Consider the following 19,269-nt stretch of genomic DNA (forward strand, 5'->3'; position numbering starts at 1 on the left):
GAGCAGAATCCAGAACTTATTGTCCATACTGGCGAACAATACAATCATGGAAAAGGCTGAGATCGAGGGGCTGTGGACCCATATCCACTGGCTGTCAATACTGGAGGAGCAAGGCACGTACACCGCCGCCGCCGCACGCCTGGGTGTCAGTAAGTCCGCCGTGAGCCAGCGTATTTCCGACCTGGAAAAGGCCACCGGCACGCGGCTGGTGACGCGCACCACGCGCAGCGTCCGGTTGACCGATGCAGGACTGTCGTTGACTCGCGAAGTGCGCAGCGCTTATGAACAGATCGCCCGCAGCTTCTCGTCAGTGCGCGATTCGGTCGGGGAGATTCGCGGACTGGTGCGGCTGACAGCGCCTGTCGCGTTTGCCCGTCAGCAACTGGTGCCGCATCTGTCGGAATTTTTGCAGCAGTACCCGCAGGTGCGTATCCAATTGGATGTGTCGGATGCCCTGAGTTCACTGGCCGCCGAGGGCTACGACTTGGCCGTGCGCCACGGTTTCCAAGTGCCGGAAACCCATGTGGCCTGGAAGCTGTGCGACACCGGCTCGGTGCTGGTGGCCACCCAGGATTACCTGCAACGCCACGGCGAACCGCGCGAGCCCGGCGACCTGTCCGCGCATAACTGCCTGTTCTACCCGCGCGGCACCGACCAGCCCGCCTGGACCTTCGAGCGCGGCACTAAACACGTCGAACGCCTCACCGTGCCGATCTCCGGCAGCTTCGCCACCAATAACAGCGAAGCCTTGCGCGATTCGGCGCTCAACCACCTGGGCATCGCCCTGCTGCCGGATTTCAGCGCCCATGCCGCCCTTTCCAGCGGCAAGTTGGTGCAGGTGCTCAAGGGCTGGATGCTCAAGGGCGCGTTTGCCGATGAGATCTACCTGATCCGGCCGTATTCGCCGCATGTGCCGAAGGCGGTGAGTGTGTTGGTGGAGTTTCTTAAGGGAAAATTGTCGGGTGGGTTCAAGTTCTTTGGGTGACTTAATAAGGCATCGTCATTAAGTTCTTGGATTGGAAGCCATAACCTTGCAGGAAGCTTGCAATGGCTGAAATTTGTTGGCTGGTCAGTGTGGGATTCAAAGAGATGACATTGACTACCTGAACGTCTCCTTCAAAACAGTGCCACTCGACAAGTGCTAAAGAATCAGCCCAGATGTAGCGTGACGGAATGACCTCACCTCCAAATCCAAAAGGTGCCGCTCCCGGGCTGGGGTTAACAATACTGACGAGTAGGTCTGTAGCGATGAAATTTACTGGAATGGCGCGTACCTCATACCACTTGCCAGTTGGAAAAGGTCCATACACATCAACTAACCCTACCGCCAACGAAAGGATCGCAAGCAAGTCGGGGAATCGAACTCTAGGCTGGGTTAATAAAATGTCAGCCTCGTTTGTCGCAGGATTACCACCGTTTACCTTTTGGTAAACCCACCGAAAGTACGCCTTATTTCCATACGGTAAATAAACTCTGAAACCCAGCCCAAGCCCCTTGAGCGTGTTAACAATGTGAGTGGGAAATGCGATAGGTGGAGGATAGGTGCATGACCCATCGCTGATATCCGGGTCATTCCATCCGAGGGATTGAGCCGATGACAATGAAGACAAAGCAGCAAAGACGAGGCCAGCGAATACGGTTTGAAGTTTCATTTTTCTCTCCCTGAGTCTTCCTGAACCTACGGTATCGCCGGAATGCCGTAACCTGTCACATTTGACAGGTCGCTAGACTTTTTCGCGATCATAGGTATGGCTGGCCTGACAGTTTTCGCCCAAGGGATATTGCCAGGCAGAACAAAAAGTCCATAATGGACAAATAAGTTCAAAATCTGAGATCCCCATGCCTAGCACACCTCACGTGATCCACCAGGCCCAGGCCCGCGAACTGCTCGCCAAAATCGATGTGCCGCAGATCCTGCGCAAGCTGTTCCATGACCTGGCGGCCGGGCAAGCAGTACAGCCGGCGCAGCAACTGGTGGAGTTCCCGCAAGCGGCTGGCGACTTCATCAATTACCTGGGCGTGCTGGCCGAGGATGGGGTGTACGGGGTCAAGACCTCGCCGTATATCATGCGTGAGCAAGGGCCACTGGTGACCGCATGGACCTTGTTGATGTCAATGCAGACCGGCCAGCCACTGCTGCTGTGCGATGCCGCCGAGTTGACCACGGCACGTACGGCCGCTACGACTGCACTGGCGGTGGATGCGTTGGCGCCTTTAGCCGCGCGGCGTTTGGCGGTTATTGGCAGTGGCAAGGTGGCGCAAGCGCATTTGCACTATGCGAAGGATTTCAGGGATTGGCAGAACATCAGTGTGTATTCGCCAAGCCTGGCCAAGGCGCCCGCCGAGACCATCGAGCAGCTCAAAAGCCTGGACCCACGTGTGGTCATCGCCAAGAGCTGTGATGAGGCGGTAGAAGACGCCGACGTGATCCTGCTGTGCACCTCGTCAGCCGGGCCGGTGCTCGACCCGACGCGCCTGAGCAAACCGGCGTTGATCACTTCCATCAGCACCAACGCCCCGCGCGCCCATGAAGTACCGCCGCAGTCCCTCAACGGCATGCAGGTTTTCTGCGATTATCGCCAGACCACCCCAGGCTCAGCCGGTGAAATGCTGATCGCCGCTGAACAACACGATTGGGACCCGCGCGCTGTGGTCGGCGACCTGCCCGAACTGCTCAGCGACCACGTCCAGCGCCCGTCCTACGACCGCCACGTATTTTTCCGCTCCATCGGCCTGGGCCTGGAAGACATCGCACTGGCCAATGCCCTCTGGAGACAACTATGAGCCACGCAGACTTCATCATCATCGGCGGCGGCATTGCCGGTGCTTCCACGGGGTTCTGGCTGTCGCAGCACGGCAAGGTGATTGTGCTGGAACGCGAAAGCCACCCGGCGTATCACTCCACCGGGCGTTCTGCTGCCCTGTATACCGCCGCTTATGGCACGCCGCAGGTACGCGCGCTGACCCTGGCCAGCCGCGAGTTTTTCGACAACCCGCCGCCAGGCTTTTGCGAACATCCATTGCTCACGCCACGCGGCGAGATGACGGTGGATTTCATTGGCGATGCAGCCGAGTTGAACGCCCAGTACCTGAGTGCCAAGGCCACCGTGGCTCAGGTGGAACTGCTCAGCGCCGACGAAGCCTGTGCGAAACTGCCGATCCTGCGCCGCGAAAAAGTCCACGGGGCGCTGTATGACCCCACCGCCAGCGACATCGATACCGACGCCCTGCACCAGGGCTATCTGCGTGGCATCCGCCGCAACGGCGGCGAAGTGCGCACCGACAGTCATGTGCTCGGTTTGAGCCGCGACGCTGACGGCATCTGGCACGTGCAAACCCAAGACACAACCCATACCGCGCACGTCATCATCAACGCTGCCGGGGCCTGGGCCGACCATATCGGCGGGCTCGCCGGCGCCGCATCTATCGGCTTGCAGCCCAAGCGGCGCTCGGCGTTCATCTTCGCCGGTCCCGAAGGCATCGACAGCCACCATTGGCCAATGCTGGTGGCACTGGACGAATCCTTCTACATGAAACCCGACGCCGGCATGTTCCTCGGCTCACCGGCCAATGCCGATCCAGTGGAACCCCAGGATATCCAGCCCGAAGAACTGGACATCGCCATGGGCATCTACCAGATCGAAGAAGCCACCACCCTGACCATCCGCCGCCCGACCCGTACCTGGGCCGGCCTGCGCAGCTTTGTGCACGACGGTGATCTGCTATCGGGTTTCGACCCGATGATACCGGGCCTGTTTTGGGTTGCGGCACAAGGCGGCTATGGCATCCAGACCTCGCCGGCCATGGGCCAGGCCAGTGCTGCATTGGTGCGTGGCGCGCCGCTGCCGGAGGCTCTGACGCAGTTCGGCCTCGACGCTGGTATGCTCTCCCCTGCCCGCCTGGAGCCCCATTGATGAACACCGCTGAACAAGACAAGGTCATGCAGAACTTCCGTGCGATGGCTGACGCCATCGCCACCCTGTTCTTCCCCCACGCCGAAGCGGTGTTGCATGACCTGCGCTCGCAAAAAGTCGATTACATCGCCAACAATCTGTCCAAGCGCAGCATCGGTGATGACTCGGCGCTGGAGGACATGCTCAGTGATGACGTCAGCGATGTGAACATAGGCCCGTACGAAAAGCTCAACTGGGACGGTCAGAAAATCCGCAGCCTGAGTACCGTGCTGCATGACCACAAAGGTCGTCGGCTGGCGGTGCTGTGCATCAACCTGAATATCTCACTGTTTGAAAATGCCAAGGCGGCGCTGGACCTGTTCCTGTCGCCGAGCAAACTGATCCCGCAACCGGACTCGCTGTTTCGCGATGACTGGCAGGAGCGCATCAATACCTTCCTGCATGCGTGGATGCGCGAGCGCCAGTTGAGCCTCAACCTGCTGACCCGTGACCACAAGCGCGAGCTGGTGCTGGCGCTGCACGCCGAAGGGGCGTTCAAGGGCAAGAGCGCGTCGAACTATGTGGCCAATGTGCTGGGCATGGGGCGGGCGACGGTCTACAAGCATTTGAAGGAATTGAAGGGCTGATCAAGTGGAGGATCAGCCCTTGAGATTAAGCATCAATCGCCGTAGATGTCGGATTTGAAGTATTGCTGCGAGATCTTCTGGTACTCACCACTCGCACGAATGCCATCGATGGCCGCGTTCAACTCGCTGACCAACTCGGTATTACCCTTGCGCACCGCAATCCCTGCACCTTCGCCGACGTATTTCGGGTCCTTGAGTTCCGGGCCGACAAACGCGTAGCCCTTGCCGCGCGGCATCTGCAAGAAGTCATTCAGGGGAATGGTGTCGGCAAAGATCGCATCCAGCCGCCCGGCCGCCAGGTCCATGTAGATCTCTTCGTTATTGCTGTAGCGCTTGACGTTGATGCCCTTGGGTTCGAATACCTCGGTGGCATAACGATCAGTGGTGGTGGCGCGCTGTACGCCAATCGTCTTGCCCTTGAGGCTGGCATATTGGTCATCTACCACGGCGCCGTCCTTCATCACCAACCGCGATGAGGTGAAGTAGTACTTATGGGTGAAATCCACCGACTTCTTACGGTCTTCGTTGATGGTCATGGACGACAACGCCATGTCGATTTTCTTCACCTTGAGGGAAGGAATCAGACCGTCGAACTCACCTTCTACCCACACACACTTGACCTTCATCTGCGCGCACAGCGCATTGCCGATGTCGTAGTCGAAGCCGACGATCTTGCCTTCTTCCGTCTTGGACGCGAACGGCGGGTAAGCCGCCTCGATGCCGATGCGCAGGGGTTTCTCGGCGGCCATCAAATGGCTGGAAGCAAGTAGGCCTAGGGTCAGTGCGGTGATAAGGGAGCGCTTCTTCATGGGGGTGTTCTCGCAAGTTGTTGTTGGTTTGGCAAGCCTGAAGAAAGAGATGAAGCCAGTTTTTTGTACTTATAATTCCATATTGGACTTTTATGTCTTTATCGTCAATCACCCCGCTTGGCGGTTCAACACCCATGACTTTTTTGCACAACGCAACGGTGTTTTTGAGCGTTCTGCTCTGATTTCTGCGTGCCTATACTCGGTCCAGCCTCTCGGTTCAGCCGAGGGAAAGTCCCACAACAATAATTAAGGACAGCCACCATGACCCAGCCCTTCCTGGCCGCTCGGGATTTTCTGCTCGCTCACCGCACCGACTACGCCACCGCCGTACGGGATTTCCGTTGGCCGCAACTGGGCGAATTCAACTGGGCCCTGGACTATTTCGACGCCATGGCCGAGGGCAATGCGGCGGATGCGCTGTGGATCGTCGAGGAAGACGGCAGCGAGCAGCGCTACAGCTTCCAGCAACTGGCTACGCGCTCCAACCAGGTGGCCAACCACCTGCGCGCCCTCGGCGTGCGCCGGGGTGATCGTGTGTTGTTGATGCTCGGCAATGATGTGGCGTTGTGGGACACCATGCTCGCGGCCTTCAAGATCGGCGCGGTGGTCATCCCTGCCACAGCGTTGTTGAACCCCGATGACCTGCGCGACCGCATCGAGCGCGGGCAAGTTCGTCACCTGGTGGTGGGTGAAGCGCATGTGCACAAGTTCGCCGGGCTGGCGGACGGTTGCAGCCGCGTCTGTGTGGGGTCTGCCCCTGCCGGCTGGGTCGCGCACAATGCAGCCTTTGAACACCCCGAGCAGTTCGAGGCCGACGGCCGCACCCTGGCCACCGACCCGATGCTGCTGTATTTCACGTCCGGCACCACGTCCAAACCGAAGATGGTGCTGCACAGCCACCAGAGCTACCCCGTCGGCCACCTGTCGACCATGTACTGGATCGGCCTGCAACCGGGCGACCTGCACCTGAATATCTCATCACCGGGTTGGGCCAAACACGCCTGGAGTTGCCTGTTCGCCCCGTGGAATGCCGGCGCGTGCATCTTTATCCATAACGTCGCGCGGTTCAGCGCGCCGGCCTTGCTCAGTGCGTTGGAACGCTACGGCGTGACCAGCCTGTGTGCGCCACCCACGGTATGGCGCATGTTGATCCAAGAGGATCTCGCCAGCTACAAATCACGCTTGAGCCTGCGCGAACTGGTAGGCGCCGGTGAGCCGCTGAACCCGGAAATCATCGAACAGATCCAGCACGCCTGGGGCTTGCCGCTGCGTGATGGTTTCGGCCAATCGGAAACCACTGCCCTGGTGGGCAACACGCCCGGCCAGGTGCTCAAGCCCGGTTCCATGGGCCGCCCGTTGCCGGGCTATCAGGTTGCGCTGCTCGACCCGGATGGCAATCCTGGTACTGAAGGCGAAGTCGCCCTGCCCCTGGACGTTCGTCCGCTCGGCCTGATGCTCTGTTATGAGGACAGCCCGGAGAAAACCGCCGAGGTCATGCGTGATGGCTACTACCGCACCGGCGACACCGCGCAGATCGACGCCGACGGCTACATCACCTTCGTCGGTCGCGCCGACGATGTGTTCAAGGCCTCCGACTACCGCATCAGCCCATTCGAACTGGAAAGCGCCTTGATCGAACACCCGGCGGTCATGGAAGTGGCCGTGGTGCCGAGCCCCGACCCGGTGCGCCTGGCGGTGCCCAAGGCGTTCCTGATCCTGGCCCACGACGAACCGGGCAGTGCCGAGCTTGCCCGGCACATCCTCGCCTTCGCCCGTGAGCATTTGGCGCCCTACAAACGTGTGCGACGTATCGAATTCGTCACCGAACTGCCCAAGACCATTTCCGGGAAAATTCGTCGGGTAGAACTGCGCCAGATGGAAGTGTTGCGGCGTCAAAGTGACGCTCGGGGTGAGCATGAACACTTCGAGGAGGACTTCGTGCGGCCGACGGCCGAATCCTAGTCGCACAATCCTGTTGAATACTTGCCTGATCCTCCGACTTATCGACTAACGGATAGATAGCCCTTGTGCACTGGTCTAGAGTTCGTCGATAAGCGGCCAGTGCATTGACTATTAAAAAGGCCGCACCTACCGTTGATCAGCAGGTGAGCCATGGAATTACGAATCAACCAAAAGGCCTATCAGGTCGATGCCGACGCGGACACGCCATTGCTGTGGGTGATCCGCGATGACCTGGGCCTGACCGGCACCAAGTACGGCTGCGGCCTGGCCCAGTGCGGCGCCTGTTCGGTGCTGGTGGATGGCAATCTGGTGCGCTCCTGTGTCACGCCGGTTGCCGGGGTGGTCGGGCGGGAAATCACCACCATCGAAGCAATTGAAACCCATGAAGTGGGCAAGCGCGTGGTCGCGACCTGGGTCGAGCATCAGGTGGCGCAATGCGGGTATTGCCAGTCCGGTCAGGTGATGGCGGCCACTGCGCTGCTCAAGCACACCCCCGCGCCCAGCAAGGCGCAGATCGACGCAGCGATGATCAACCTGTGCCGCTGCGGCACCTATAACGCCATACACGCGGCCGTCGACGCCCTGGCCAAACAGGAGGGCGCTTGATGAACATCCTCAACGAACTGCTGGATGCACCGGTCAACCTATCGCGCCGCCGTTTTCTGGCGAGCACGGCCGTGGGTGCACTGGTCATTGGTTTTGGCCTGCCACTGGGCTCGGGTCGAGTGCAAGCCGCCACCGCCGCTGAACGCGGCACCCAGGTGCCGGCGTTCCTGGAGATTCGCCCCGACGGCACAGTGCGCCTGCTCAGCCCGTTCATGGAAGGCGGACAAGGCACCCACACTGCCATGGCGCAGATCGTCGGCGAAGAACTGGATGCCGACCCCGCCACTTTCATCGTCGAAGCCGCCCCGCCCGGCGAGGCCTATGTGGTGATGGAGAACGGTATGCGCATCACCGGCGGCAGCATGTCGGTGCGCATGAGCTACCCGACGATGCGTCGCCTTGGTGCCCTGGCCCGCGCGATGCTGCTGCATGCTGGCGCTAAACAATTGGGCGTGCCGGTTGGCGAACTGACCACCCAGCCCGGCCGAGTGGTGCATGCGGCGTCCGGACGTTCGCTGGGTTATGGCGAATTGGCCAGCAGCGCCCTCGACATGCCCGTGCCAGATCCAGCCAGCATCACCCTGCGCGACCCGAGCCAGTTCCGCTGGATCGGCAAGCCGGTCAAGCGCCTGGATGCTTACGACAAATCCACCGGCAAGGCGCTCTACAGCATCGACCTGAAAGTCGACAACATGCTCCACGCGGCGGTACAACATGCGCCACGCCTGGGCATGACCGTCGGCAGCCTGCGCAACCAGCCTCAGGTCGAAGGCATGAAAGGCGTACATTCGGTGCACGTGCTGCCTGGCGCGGTGGCGGTGGTGGCTGAACGTTGGTGGCACGCCAAGCGTGCGGTTGAAGCGATCCAGGTTGACTGGCAGGAAGCGGCCGCCGACTCGACATTGCGCGTCATGCCAGCGGACTTTTCCAGCGACAAGCACTTCGACTTTCTTGCTGCCCAGCAAGGCCCGGTCCGCGACGACGAGAACGAAGGAGACGTCGCCGCCGCGCTGAAAGGTGGCAAGACCCAGCTCGAGGCGACGTATCACAACCAATACCTCAACCACGGCCAACTGGAGCCGCCATCAGCCCTGGCGCGCTTCAATCCGGATGGCAGCCTGGACATCTGGCTGCCCAACCAGGCGCCGGACATGTTCCGCGCCGACATCGCCAAGCGCACCGGCCTCGACCCGGCGCAAATCAACCTGCACTCGCCGCTACTCGGTGGCTTTTTCGGCCGACACTTCCTGTATGACTCGGCCAACCCCTACCCACAGGCCATTGCATTGGCCAAGGCGGTGGGCCGTCCGGTCAAGCTGATCTGGAGTCGCGAAGAAGAGTTCTTGCGCGATGTGCTGCGCCCAGTGGCCGTGGTCAAGTTCCGCGCCGCGCTGGATGACAAAGGCTTGCCGGTCGCCATCGAAGCCGTCAGTGCGACCGAAGGCCCGACCGAAGCCCTCGCTGGCAAACAGGGCGATAAAATCGACCCCACAGCGGTTGAAGGGTTATCGGGCAAGTCCTACGCCATCCCCAACAAACGCATCGCGCAGATCTACGTCAAAGGCGCGCCGATGCTCGGTTACTGGCGCTCGGTGGGCAATTCGCTCAACGACTTTTTCTACGAGTCGTTCCTGGATGAGCTGGCGGACAAGGGCGGGCATGATCCCTATGAGCTGCGCCTGCACCTGCTGCGCGACAACCCACGGCTGACCACCTTGCTGCAAGCGGCGGGTGAACTGTCCGGTGGCTGGAAGCGCGGCCCCTTCACTGCCGAGGATGGCACTCGACGCGCACGTGGCGTGGCCATGGCCTCGCCATTCGGTTCCCACACGGCGGCGATCGCTGAGGTGTCCATCGAGAACGGCAAGGTCAAGGTGCACGATATCTGGCAAGCCATCGACCCCGGCAGCATCGTCAACCCGGCGATTGTCGAGGCCCAGGTCAATGGCGCCGTGGCGTTGGGCTTGTCCCAGACCTTGCTGGAGGAAGCGGTGTACGTGGACGGCAAGCCACGGGCGCGCAACTACGACTTGTATCCGATCCTGGGGCCCGCGCAGATGGCACGGGTGCATGTACGGATAGTCGAGAGTGGCGAAAAGATGGGCGGTATCGGCGAGCCGCCGTTGCCCGCCGTGGCTCCGGCCGTGGCCAACGCGGTGGCGCAATTGACAGGCCAGCGCGTGCGCAGCCTGCCCTTGAGCCGACACACTTTTAGCTGACCTTCAGGAAACGCCCATGAACAACCGTCGATTCGCAAGAACCGCAGGCTGGCTGGCGCTGCCCTGCCTTGTCGCCGCAGGCCTGCTGGCCTGGTACGTTACCCGTGAACCGGCTACGCCGTTCGAACAGGAACAGGCCGCAGCCCACTTCGAGCCCGCCTTGGTCAGCCGTGGCGAGTATGTCGCCCGCCTCAGCGATTGCGTGGCCTGCCACAGTCTGGCGGGCAAGGCGCCGTTCGCCGGGGGCCTGGAAATGGCTACGCCGCTGGGGGCGATCCACGCCACCAACATCACGCCGGACAAGCAGACAGGCATCGGCACTTACAGCCTGGCCGATTTCGACCGTGCGGTGCGCCATGGTGTGGCACCGGGTGGCCGCCGGCTGTACCCGGCCATGCCCTACCCGTCCTACGTGAAACTCAGCGATGACGACATCAAAGCGCTGTACGCGTTTTTCATGCAGGGCATAAAACCGGCCAACCAACCGAATATTCCCAGTGATATTCCCTGGCCGCTGAACATGCGCTGGCCCATCGCCCTGTGGAACGGCGTGTTCGCGCCCACCGCGACCTACGCGGCCAAGCCCAATCAGGACGCCCTGTGGAACCGTGGTGCCTACATCGTCCAAGGCCCCGGCCACTGCGGCAGTTGCCACACGCCCCGCGGCCTGGCCTTCAATGAAAAAGCCCTGGATGAATCTGGCGCGCCGTTCCTTGCCGGCGCCCTGCTCGACGGCTGGTATGCGCCGAGTCTGCGCCAGGACCCTAACACCGGCTTGGGCCGCTGGACCGAGCCGCAGATCGTGCAGTTCCTCAAGACCGGGCGCAACGCCCATGCGGTGGTCTACGGATCGATGACCGAGGCTTTCAACAACTCCACGCAATTCATGCAGGACGAGGACCTGGCGGCCATCGCCCGCTATCTCAAGTCATTGCCTGGCGACCCACAGCGCGACGGCGCACCCTGGCAGTATCAGGCGGTGGCGGCGGTTCAAAACGCCCCTGGCGCCCACACCTACGCCACTCGCTGCGCCTCTTGCCATGGTCTCGACGGCAAGGGCCAGCCCGAGTGGATGCCGCCCCTGGCCGGCGCCACATCAGCACTGGCGAAAGAAAGCGCCTCGGCGATCAACATCACCCTCAACGGCTCGCAACGCGTGGTAGCGGCCGGCGTGCCGGATGCCTACCGTATGCCGGCCTTCCGTGAGCAATTGTCCGACGCGGAAATCGCCGATGTACTGAGTTACGTGCGCAGCACCTGGGGCAATAACGGTGGCACGGTGGATGCCAAAGCGGTGGGCAAGTTGCGCGGGCATACTGACCCGGCGAGCAGCAGCCCGATCATCCTGCACATGCGCTGAGTTCAGGGCTTCAGGTTTTTCACGCTGGCAAACGTTGCCTCTCCCCGCGCCTGCTCCAATACGTTCATGGGCGCGGGCGTGGGCAACGCATGCATTACCGGCTTGAGCGCGATGGATCGCTCGCTGTCGGTGACGGAACGCTCGTCGCTGGGCGGCACACCGAAGTACTCGCGGTAGCACTTGGAGAAGTGCGGCGTGGACACAAAGCCGCAGAGCACGGCCAGTTCCACGATGGAAATGGGCGTCTGCTTGAGCAACTGCCGCGCCCGGATCAGCCGCAGCCTGAGGTAGTAGCGCGACGGCGAACAGTGCAGGTATTTCTGGAACATGCGCTCAAGCTGACGACGCGACAACGCGACATACGCAGCCAGCTCATCCAGGTTGATCGGTTCCTCCAGGTTGGCCTCCATCAACGCGACGATTTCCTGCAGCTTGGGCTGCTGGGTGCCGAGCATGTGCTTGAGCGGCACGCGCTGATGGTCCTGCTCGTTGCGGATGCGCTCGTACACAAACATGTCGGAGATGGCCGCCGACAGCTCATGCCCGTGATCACGGCCGATCAGGTGCAGCATCATGTCCAGGGGCGCCGTGCCGCCCGAACTGGTGAGACGGTCGCGGTCGAGGGTAAACAGGCTGGAACTGACCGTCACCCGTGGAAACGCCTCCTGCATGGCCGCCAACCATTCCCAGTGCACGCTGCATTCATAGCCATCCAGCAAACCGGCGCGCGCCAACACAAAGCTACCGGTACAGATACCGCCCAGTCGCTTGGCGTAACGTGCCTGGCTGCGCAACCACTTGACCAGCTCACCCGTCACGGTGCCCTGGATGCCGATGCCACCGCAGACAATCACAATGTCGGCGGACGGCACGCTGAGAATCGAACCGTCCGGCGTGATGGGCACGCCGTCACTGGCCCACACGGGATTGCCGTCCGAGCTCGCGGTGTGCCATTTGTAGAGTTCCTGACCCGAGAGCTGGTTGGCCATGCGCAAGGGCTCGACCGCCGAGGCCAGTGACATCAGGGTGAACTGGTCCAGCAGCAAGAACACGATGCTGCTTACAGGGCGGCCACTCATGGCGGTGAGGCTGCGGCCACTGGTTTTTGCGTGCGTTCGGGCTGCCGCGCGGTGAGCAAGCCGACCAGGGAAATCAGCAGGGCCAGGCCGATGGTCGATGACACTTCAAAACGGTGTTCAGGCGTGACCAGCATCACCGTCAATGCGGCACAGATGAACGCAATGACCAGCCAGGTCAGCCAGGGAAACAGCCACATCTGGAAAGTCAGCGTGACGTTGCGCTGGCGCAGGATCTTGCGCATGCGCAACTGCGACACGGCGATCACCAGGTACACCAGCAAGGCAATGGCGCCCGAACTGGCCAGCAGAAACTGGAACAACCCGGCCGGCGCGAAGTAACTGAACAGGGTCACGCCTGCGCCCAGGATGGTGCTGGCAATCACCGCGGCCCTCGGCACGCTGGCCGCCGAGGTCTTCTTCATCAACGTGGGGGCATCCCCGCGCTTGCCCAGGGAAAACAGCATGCGCGAGGCAATGTAGATGGAGGAGTTCATGCAACTGGCCACAGCGATCAACACCACCCCATCAACCAGCAGCTTGGCGTGGGGAATGTTCATCAGCTCCAGCGCGCGCTGATAGGAGCCTACCGAGGCGAGCAACGGGTCATTCCACGGCACTACGGAAATCACCACGAAGATCGACAACAGGTAGAACACACCAATGCGCCACATCACCGAGCGCGTGGCCCGGGCGATGTTCTGCGCCGGGTTACTGGACTCGGCCGCCGCGATGGTGACCGCCTCGGTGCCGATAAAACTGAACATGATGGTGATAAAGGCCCCAACCACCGCCGACAGTCCGTTGGGCGCGAAACCGCCGTGTTCCTCCATCAACCGGCTCAACCCACTGACCTCGCGCTCGGGAATCCAGCCCATCAGCACCGCAAAGCCCAAGCCGATGAAGCCGATGATCGCGATCACCTTGGCCATGGCGAACCAGAACTCGAACTCGCCGTACTTGGACACGCTGAACAGATTGGTGACCACCAACAAAAAGATCGACAACAAGGCAAACAGCCAAGCGTCGATCTGCGGGAACCACTGGTTGAGGATATGCCCGGCGGCCAGGGCCTCGATGGGGATCACCAGCACCCAGAACCACCAGTACAACCAACCGATGGTGAAGCCGGCCCAGCGCCCGATGGCCTGGTCGGCATAGGTCGAGAAAGACCCGGTATCGGGGTTGGCCACCGCCATCTCCCCGAGCATGCGCATGACTAGCACCACCAGCGTGCCAGAGAACAGATAAGCCAGCAGCACCGCCGGCCCCGCCGCCGCAATCGCATGCCCGGAACCGACAAACAACCCCGCGCCGATAATGCCTGCAATGGAAAGCATGGTCACATGACGCGGCTTGAAGCCTTGCGCCAACTGGCCGTTGGAATCGTTGGAATTCAGGCTATTCATTGTTTTTGTTGTTCTCGGTGATCGACGTCAAGGTGTACTGACTGAAGAGTCAGGCGATCATCATTTCTTAATGATGGGTCACCTTACGCGGCCTGAGTTCATCAAAAATAGCCTGGGAGCGGCGGGAGTTGGTCTGATATCGACATTAGGCTGGGCAAAAGCCAGAAGGCAACTTTGGAAAGGAATGGTGTTTCCAGGTCAGCAACCCATGGAGTAGGCTCTGTCAAAGCAGTACTCCAACATTGGCAGGACGCTTGCAATGCCTAACGACAGCAACTACGCGAAAGATCCCATTCGCCAAGCCACACCCGACGACGTGCGTGCCCTGATCGAACTGGACGCCTACGCAGCCGCCCACACCCATCGTCGCGTGTTCATCCACGATGCTGTGATTCGCCAACAATGCCTGGTTGCCATCGACACCGCCGGCCGATGCGCCGGTTACCTGGTGCTGACCCATGACTTTTTCGATCATGGTTTTGTGGCGCTGGTCGTCGTGTCGCCGGCGCATCAGCGTCAAGGTGTGGCGCTGCGGTTACTGGCGGCGGCGCAGGCGGCATGCAAGACGCCCAAGCTGTTTGCTTCGACCAATGCGTCAAACACCGCAGCCCAGGCGCTGTTTGCAGAGGCTGGATTCGTGCCGAGCGGGCAGATCGACAACCTGGACGACCACGACGCTGAGCAGGTGTATGTGAAATTCATCCACCCCCTGTGATTGCGTTCCCCATCGGCTCCACGCCCCCTCCATCGAACCTCCCGTAAAACTCCACCCCCCTTGTGCACAGTGGCGCCTCCCAAAACAGCGACAACGTTTTAGAGGTCTCCATGCTCCGAACTCTTGCGACTAGCCTCCTGCTGATGTCGGCGCCCCCGGCGATTGCAACGCTGCTCACGGCCGAACAGCTTTCGGCCATCGACCATTATGTAACCTCGCAAATGGCCCGACAGCAGTTGCCGGGGCTTGCCCTCGGTGTGTATCGAAACGGCCACACCGTATTCGCCAAAGGCTATGGACTGGCGAATGTGGAACTCAACGTGCCCATGAGCGCGGACAGCGTTTTGCAATCCGGCTCGGTGGGCAAGTCCTTTACCGCAACGGCCGTCATGATGCTGGTGGAACAAGGCAGGGTTGGCCTGGATGACAGCATCCGGCAGTATTTTCCCGAAGCGCCGGCCAGTTGGGCGCCAATTACAGTAGCCAACCTGCTGTCCCACACGTCCGGGCTGTCGGCCTATGACACGCCTGAGCTGCAAAAGCCCGGCGCACCGCTGGATATCCGCCAGGACTTTACCGACGCACAACTGACGGCGGCCATTGCCAAACTGCCGATCAACTTCAAGGCGGGCGAAGGCTGGGCGTACGAAAACACCAACTTCGTGTTGCTCGGTATCCTGATCCATCGCGCCAGCGGGCAGCCCTATGGCGAGTTTCTCCAGCAACGTATTTTCACACCGTTGGGCATGACCTCGTCGCGCGTCATCTCAGACCTAGACCTTGTGCCCAACCGTGTCTCGGGCTACGAAAAGGTGGACGGTGTGTTGAGGAACCAGGAATGGGTCTCGCCGACGTTCAACGCTACCGCAGACGGCACGCTCTACTTCACCGTGCGCGACCTGGAGCGCTGGGACCGTGCCCTTTACGATGAAACTCTGCTGAAAAAAGCCTCACTGAGAAAAATGTGGACGCCCTACCCCTACGCCGGCAAACAGCGTGCGCAAGGCTATGGTTTCGGATGGGAAATTCGCACGATCAACGGGCACCCCGTGGTCGAGCACGGCGGCTCCTGGCAAGGCTTTACCTCGTCTATCTCGCGCTACCTCGACGACAGGCTGACGGTGGTGGTGCTGACCAACCTGGATGCCGAGCACAGCTACCCGGAAGTCATCGGGCGTGGCGTGGCGGGCTTGATCGAGCCTGGCTTAAATGAGCATGGCCGGAAAAAAACTTCCCTCTCCATCATTCCTCCACAAAACCTCCCATGAATGCGCACGTTGGCTGTGCACAATCAGGTTCATCACAGTGCCCCATCGAGCGGGTCACGCGGAGAGCCCAATGATTCCAGCCCTGTACGTCGCAAAAACCGGCTTGTCGGCCCAGGACACCCAGCTGACGACCATTTCCAATAACCTGGCGAACGTCTCGACCACCGGTTTCAAACGCGATCGTGCCGAGTTCCAGGATTTGCTCTATCAAATCAAGCGCCAGCCGGGCGCGCAATCGACGCAAGACAGTGCGTTGCCGTCGGGCCTGCAACTCGGCACCGGCGTGCAGATCGTCGGTACCCAGAAGAACTTCAGCGCCGGCAGCCTGCAGACCACCGGGCAACCGCTGGACCTGGCCGTGAATGGCCGGGGGTTTTTCCAGGTGCTGCAGCCGGACGGCACCATCGGCTATACCCGTGACGGCACCTTTCATCTGAACGCCAATGGCCAGGTGGTCACCGCCAGCGGATTCGCCCTGGAGCCGGCCGTTGTGGTGCCGGACAACGCCAAGACCTTCACCGTCGGCCAGGACGGCACGGTGTCCATCACTGTGGTCGGCAACCCCGCGACGCAAGTCATCGGCAACCTGCAGACCGCCGACTTCATCAACCCGGCTGGTTTGCAGGCAATCGGCGGCAACCTGTTCCTGGAAACCGCGTCCAGTGGAGCGCCCCAAGTCGGCACGCCGGGGCTCAACGGCTTTGGCACCACGTTGCAGCGCTCCCTGGAGACTTCGAACGTGAGCACGGTAGAAGAGCTGGTCAACATGATCACCACGCAACGGGCCTATGAGATGAATTCCAAAGTGATTTCCACCGCCAACCAGATGTTGGGCGCCCTCACCCAGAAGCTATGATCAACACATGACAGCGTGGGCCATGGAACGGCAATCACGACAAGGCCTATTCACCGAGCAGACTATGAACGATTACCCCGCCGCATCGACACCCCGGCCCAACAGCATCCGAGAGAACCAGGCCTTGGTGCTGATCGCGGAAGACGAGCCCGAGATTGCGGATATCCTGATCGCCTATCTCAAGCGCAGCGGCTTTCGCACCGCCCACGCCCTTGATGGCCTGCGTGCGCTGGAACTGCACCTGAGCCTCAAGCCAGACCTGATGCTGCTGGATGTGCTGATGCCCCATGTCGATGGCTGGCAAGTCCTGGCCGAAGTGCGCCATCGCGGCAACACGCCGGTGATCATGCTGACCGCACAGGACCAGGACATGGACAAGTTGATGGGTTTGCGTATCGGTGCCGATGATTACATCGTCAAGCCGTTCAACCCGGCCGAGGTGGTGGCACGTACCCAGGCGGTTCTGCGGCGCTCCGTCAACTACAAATCCGGTGTCAGCGCCAGCGTGTTGCGAGTGGATGGGTTTGAAATCGATATCGAAAGCCATCAGGTCACGGTGAACATCGAAGGCAACACGTTGCCGCTGCTGCTGACCGTCACCGAGTTCAGATTGCTGGCGCAGTTGGCCCGAGCGCCGAAACGCGTGTTCAGCCGCGCAGAATTGTTGTCACTGTGCTCGCCGGAGAGCGACAGCCTGGAACGCACGGTCGACAGCCATATCAGTAAGTTGCGCCGCAAGATCGAAGACCTCGGGCTGCAAGGCGTGCCGGCGAGCATTCGCGGGGTGGGTTATCGGTTCGGGAGTGGCGCGTGAAACTATTCAATGGCTTGAGCCGCCAGATCATCTTGTCCATGTCGGTCGTGGTGCTGTGCGTGATCGCCTTGGCGGTGATCGGCTCCTATGTGTTCTACGCCCTGCTCTGGACCTACTGGCCGCTTACGGACGAGCAGGTCGATGAGTGGATGCCGGCCAATGCCGAATGGGCGTGGATGGGCTTGACCACCTGCGTCAGCCTGGCGGTAGGCGCACTCGTGGCCACCAAGTTATCCCGTCGCATCCTGATGCCCTTGAACTCGGTGGCCGAAAACCTGCGCAAACTGGCGGACGGCGACCTCGATGTGCAGGCCGTGACCGGCGACGAGTCCATCGGTGAGGCGGCTATTTTGGTGAATGACTTCAACAGCATGGCCCAACGTTTGAAACGCATGGCGCAGGAGCAGGCGTTCTGGAACGCGGCGATTGCCCACGAACTGCGCACGCCGCTGACCATCTTGCGGGGTCGCCTGCAAGGTTTGGCCGAGGGCGTATTCGAGCCGGACACGGCGCAGTTCTACAGCCTGCTCGGGCAGGTCGAAGGGCTGGCGCGGATGATCGAGGACCTGCGCGTGGTGGGTCTGGGTGACAGCGGCTACCTCGAAATCAACGTGCAAGAGGCCGACCTCGCCGCAGGGGTTGAGGACGATGTGCGGCTGTTCGAACCGAGCCTGGCCGCTGCTGGTTTTACCCTGCAACTGGACCTGCAACGCCGCATTCTGCGCTGCGATCCCGCGCGTATCCGCCAGGCCTTGCTGGCCCTGCTGGACAACGTGCGTCGGCACGCGACACCGGGCAACGTCAACGTGCACCTGAGCACGCGTGATGGCGTTCATTACCTGAGGGTACGCGACGACGGCCCTGGCATTGATGAGGACTTTGCAACGCACCTTTTCGAAGCCTTTCAGCGCGGCGAAAACTCTCGCTCACGCGCCCAGGGTGGCAGTGGCTTGGGCCTGGCGGTGGTGCGTGCGATTGCCATTGCCCATGGCGGCGCGGTGACGTGTCGAAAAATGGAAAACGGCGGAACGCTGTTTGAACTCAGCTGGAACCTTTGAGTAAACCAGGCCCCGCCATGTGCATCTTTTCCATGATGTTCAAAAAAAACCAACGCTATCGATGCTTTGTCTTATTGAACGCCGAGCATGTTTGCATTGCGTTCAAAAGCTGCGTTGCAACGCCTCGAAACGGGCACTGGATAGAAGTTGAACGCATCAACCTGTCGTGGCTGGGGCATCCCGTCCCCAGCCGTGCCCGGATATCTTAACGAGTGTGAGCATGAGCCCTTCCCTATCACTCCTCGAAGAGTCGCTGCGACTGCACACGGCCCGCCTGAAACGGCTGCAAAAGTTCTGGGTGCCGCTGCAACAGCGCGCGCCAAAGTGGGTGCTGGCGCTGTGGATCATCGGCGTTTTCGTGTCACTGGCGACGCAATGCTGGTGCCACTGGTTCGTGACCGCGCCGCTGATCTGCGTGTTGATCGTCGCAGAAATCGTGATCGACGAGGCGCAGATGACACTTCAGTTGCGCACCGATGCCGTTCGCGATTCGCTGCGAGCAGCGCGTGGCGGCTATTCATATGCCTGATATCGTGGTGGGGGGGGGGGGGGCCCCCCCCCCCCCCACCCCCCCCCC

General features: G+C 61.0%; 18 protein-coding genes. 14 read left to right on the forward strand and 4 right to left on the reverse strand.

Annotated features, from left to right (window positions below; translation table 11 throughout):
* Window positions 1-46 precede the first annotated feature (46 nt).
* Entirely contained in the window at window positions 47-985 is a 939-nt protein-coding gene (locus WH299_RS28065) for a LysR family transcriptional regulator (protein WP_339551924.1), read from the forward strand.
* Window position 986: 1 nt separating this feature from the next.
* Here WH299_RS28065 and WH299_RS28070 read toward each other — a convergent pair whose 3' ends face one another.
* Window positions 987-1,652, reverse strand: coding sequence for a hypothetical protein (locus WH299_RS28070; protein ID WP_122724415.1), 666 nt, complete (start codon window positions 1,650-1,652; stop codon window positions 987-989).
* 187 nt (window positions 1,653-1,839) lie between these two features.
* On the opposite strand from WH299_RS28070, the gene WH299_RS28075 reads away from it, so the two are divergent.
* From WH299_RS28075 to WH299_RS28085, 3 genes are read left to right on the forward strand one after another with little or no spacing between them, the layout of a single operon-like run.
* On the forward strand, window positions 1,840-2,784 hold the full coding sequence (locus WH299_RS28075; protein ID WP_122724413.1) for an ornithine cyclodeaminase family protein: 945 nt from the start codon (window positions 1,840-1,842) through the stop codon (window positions 2,782-2,784).
* Window positions 2,781-3,914: an NAD(P)/FAD-dependent oxidoreductase gene (locus tag WH299_RS28080; protein ID WP_339499051.1), complete on the forward strand. Its 1,134-nt coding sequence runs from the start codon at window positions 2,781-2,783 to the stop codon at window positions 3,912-3,914. The genes WH299_RS28075 and WH299_RS28080 overlap by 4 nt, the downstream gene beginning before the upstream one ends.
* Window positions 3,914-4,540, forward strand: coding sequence for a helix-turn-helix transcriptional regulator (locus tag WH299_RS28085; RefSeq protein ID WP_010211240.1), 627 nt, complete (start codon window positions 3,914-3,916; stop codon window positions 4,538-4,540). The genes WH299_RS28080 and WH299_RS28085 overlap by 1 nt, the downstream gene beginning before the upstream one ends.
* A 32-nt stretch (window positions 4,541-4,572) precedes the next feature.
* On the opposite strand, the gene WH299_RS28090 is transcribed toward WH299_RS28085, so the two are convergent.
* Window positions 4,573-5,349, reverse strand: coding sequence for an ABC transporter substrate-binding protein (locus WH299_RS28090; RefSeq protein WP_339551926.1), 777 nt, complete (start codon window positions 5,347-5,349; stop codon window positions 4,573-4,575).
* Between the two features lie 261 nt (window positions 5,350-5,610).
* Between WH299_RS28090 and WH299_RS28095 the strand changes: the two genes are divergently transcribed.
* From WH299_RS28095 to WH299_RS28110, 4 genes are all read left to right on the forward strand, one after another.
* Window positions 5,611-7,311, forward strand: coding sequence for an AMP-binding protein (locus tag WH299_RS28095; RefSeq protein ID WP_339551928.1), 1,701 nt, complete (start codon window positions 5,611-5,613; stop codon window positions 7,309-7,311).
* Between the two features lie 150 nt (window positions 7,312-7,461).
* A complete protein-coding gene (locus tag WH299_RS28100) occupies window positions 7,462-7,917 on the forward strand; it encodes a (2Fe-2S)-binding protein (RefSeq protein WP_323624672.1) in 456 nt (151 codons plus the stop codon).
* Window positions 7,917-10,136, forward strand: coding sequence for a xanthine dehydrogenase family protein molybdopterin-binding subunit (locus WH299_RS28105; protein WP_339551930.1), 2,220 nt, complete (start codon window positions 7,917-7,919; stop codon window positions 10,134-10,136). The genes WH299_RS28100 and WH299_RS28105 overlap by 1 nt, the downstream gene beginning before the upstream one ends.
* Window positions 10,137-10,152: 16 nt before the next feature.
* The gene (locus tag WH299_RS28110) at window positions 10,153-11,496 is read left to right on the forward strand and encodes a c-type cytochrome (RefSeq protein ID WP_339551932.1); all 1,344 of its coding nucleotides are present in this window, start codon (window positions 10,153-10,155) and stop codon (window positions 11,494-11,496) included.
* Between the two features lie 2 nt (window positions 11,497-11,498).
* Here the strand turns inward: WH299_RS28110 and WH299_RS28115 are convergent, their stop codons facing one another.
* Together WH299_RS28115 and gabP are read right to left on the reverse strand one after the other, a co-directional pair.
* The gene (locus WH299_RS28115) at window positions 11,499-12,575 is read right to left on the reverse strand and encodes a helix-turn-helix domain-containing protein (protein WP_122724394.1); all 1,077 of its coding nucleotides are present in this window, start codon (window positions 12,573-12,575) and stop codon (window positions 11,499-11,501) included.
* Complete coding sequence (gene gabP / locus WH299_RS28120; RefSeq protein WP_122724392.1) at window positions 12,572-13,981, reverse strand: GABA permease; 1,410 nt, start codon at window positions 13,979-13,981, stop codon at window positions 12,572-12,574. The genes WH299_RS28115 and gabP overlap by 4 nt, the downstream gene beginning before the upstream one ends.
* Window positions 13,982-14,240: 259 nt before the next feature.
* Here gabP and WH299_RS28125 point away from each other — a divergent pair, with 259 nt between their 5' ends.
* The 6 genes from WH299_RS28125 (at window position 14,241) to WH299_RS28150 (ending at window position 19,221) form a co-directional block, all read left to right on the forward strand.
* A complete protein-coding gene (locus WH299_RS28125) occupies window positions 14,241-14,696 on the forward strand; it encodes a GNAT family N-acetyltransferase (RefSeq protein WP_339551934.1) in 456 nt (151 codons plus the stop codon).
* A 110-nt stretch (window positions 14,697-14,806) separates the two neighbouring features.
* Complete coding sequence (locus WH299_RS28130) at window positions 14,807-15,964, forward strand: serine hydrolase domain-containing protein (RefSeq protein WP_339551935.1); 1,158 nt, start codon at window positions 14,807-14,809, stop codon at window positions 15,962-15,964.
* 70 nt (window positions 15,965-16,034) lie between these two features.
* Window positions 16,035-16,820, forward strand: coding sequence for a flagellar basal-body rod protein FlgG (gene flgG, locus WH299_RS28135; protein WP_339551936.1), 786 nt, complete (start codon window positions 16,035-16,037; stop codon window positions 16,818-16,820).
* A 64-nt stretch (window positions 16,821-16,884) separates the two neighbouring features.
* The gene (locus WH299_RS28140; protein ID WP_339551937.1) at window positions 16,885-17,634 is read left to right on the forward strand and encodes a response regulator; all 750 of its coding nucleotides are present in this window, start codon (window positions 16,885-16,887) and stop codon (window positions 17,632-17,634) included.
* Complete coding sequence (locus WH299_RS28145) at window positions 17,631-18,692, forward strand: ATP-binding protein (RefSeq protein ID WP_339551938.1); 1,062 nt, start codon at window positions 17,631-17,633, stop codon at window positions 18,690-18,692. Before WH299_RS28140 ends, WH299_RS28145 begins: the two co-directional genes overlap by 4 nt.
* Window positions 18,693-18,912: 220 nt before the next feature.
* Window positions 18,913-19,221: a hypothetical protein gene (locus WH299_RS28150; protein ID WP_339499076.1), complete on the forward strand. Its 309-nt coding sequence runs from the start codon at window positions 18,913-18,915 to the stop codon at window positions 19,219-19,221.
* The last annotated feature ends 48 nt before the right edge of the window (window positions 19,222-19,269 follow it).

The organism is Pseudomonas sp. MYb541 (genome assembly GCF_037479595.1).
In the GTDB taxonomy this organism is placed as follows: domain Bacteria; phylum Pseudomonadota; class Gammaproteobacteria; order Pseudomonadales; family Pseudomonadaceae; genus Aquipseudomonas; species Aquipseudomonas canadensis.

What these genes read in the sequence shown, in the direction of transcription:
- WH299_RS28110 (WP_339551932.1), top strand. Translation starts at nt 10,153, where the DNA reads ATGAACAACCGTCGATTCGCAAGAACCGCAGGCTGGCTGGCGCTGCCC.
- WH299_RS28150 (WP_339499076.1), top strand. Translation starts at nt 18,913, where the DNA reads ATGAGCCCTTCCCTATCACTCCTCGAAGAGTCGCTGCGACTGCACACG.
- WH299_RS28075 (WP_122724413.1), top strand. Translation starts at nt 1,840, where the DNA reads ATGCCTAGCACACCTCACGTGATCCACCAGGCCCAGGCCCGCGAACTG.
- WH299_RS28085 (WP_010211240.1), top strand. Translation starts at nt 3,914, where the DNA reads ATGAACACCGCTGAACAAGACAAGGTCATGCAGAACTTCCGTGCGATG.
- WH299_RS28125 (WP_339551934.1), top strand. Translation starts at nt 14,241, where the DNA reads ATGCCTAACGACAGCAACTACGCGAAAGATCCCATTCGCCAAGCCACA.
- WH299_RS28100 (WP_323624672.1), top strand. Translation starts at nt 7,462, where the DNA reads ATGGAATTACGAATCAACCAAAAGGCCTATCAGGTCGATGCCGACGCG.
- WH299_RS28065 (WP_339551924.1), top strand. Translation starts at nt 47, where the DNA reads ATGGAAAAGGCTGAGATCGAGGGGCTGTGGACCCATATCCACTGGCTG.
- WH299_RS28115 (WP_122724394.1), bottom strand. Translation starts at nt 12,575, where the DNA reads ATGAGTGGCCGCCCTGTAAGCAGCATCGTGTTCTTGCTGCTGGACCAG.
- WH299_RS28130 (WP_339551935.1), top strand. Translation starts at nt 14,807, where the DNA reads ATGCTCCGAACTCTTGCGACTAGCCTCCTGCTGATGTCGGCGCCCCCG.
- WH299_RS28090 (WP_339551926.1), bottom strand. Translation starts at nt 5,349, where the DNA reads ATGAAGAAGCGCTCCCTTATCACCGCACTGACCCTAGGCCTACTTGCT.
- WH299_RS28070 (WP_122724415.1), bottom strand. Translation starts at nt 1,652, where the DNA reads ATGAAACTTCAAACCGTATTCGCTGGCCTCGTCTTTGCTGCTTTGTCT.
- WH299_RS28080 (WP_339499051.1), top strand. Translation starts at nt 2,781, where the DNA reads ATGAGCCACGCAGACTTCATCATCATCGGCGGCGGCATTGCCGGTGCT.
- WH299_RS28105 (WP_339551930.1), top strand. Translation starts at nt 7,917, where the DNA reads ATGAACATCCTCAACGAACTGCTGGATGCACCGGTCAACCTATCGCGC.
- flgG (WP_339551936.1), top strand. Translation starts at nt 16,035, where the DNA reads ATGATTCCAGCCCTGTACGTCGCAAAAACCGGCTTGTCGGCCCAGGAC.
- WH299_RS28095 (WP_339551928.1), top strand. Translation starts at nt 5,611, where the DNA reads ATGACCCAGCCCTTCCTGGCCGCTCGGGATTTTCTGCTCGCTCACCGC.
- gabP (WP_122724392.1), bottom strand. Translation starts at nt 13,981, where the DNA reads ATGAATAGCCTGAATTCCAACGATTCCAACGGCCAGTTGGCGCAAGGC.
- WH299_RS28140 (WP_339551937.1), top strand. Translation starts at nt 16,885, where the DNA reads ATGAACGATTACCCCGCCGCATCGACACCCCGGCCCAACAGCATCCGA.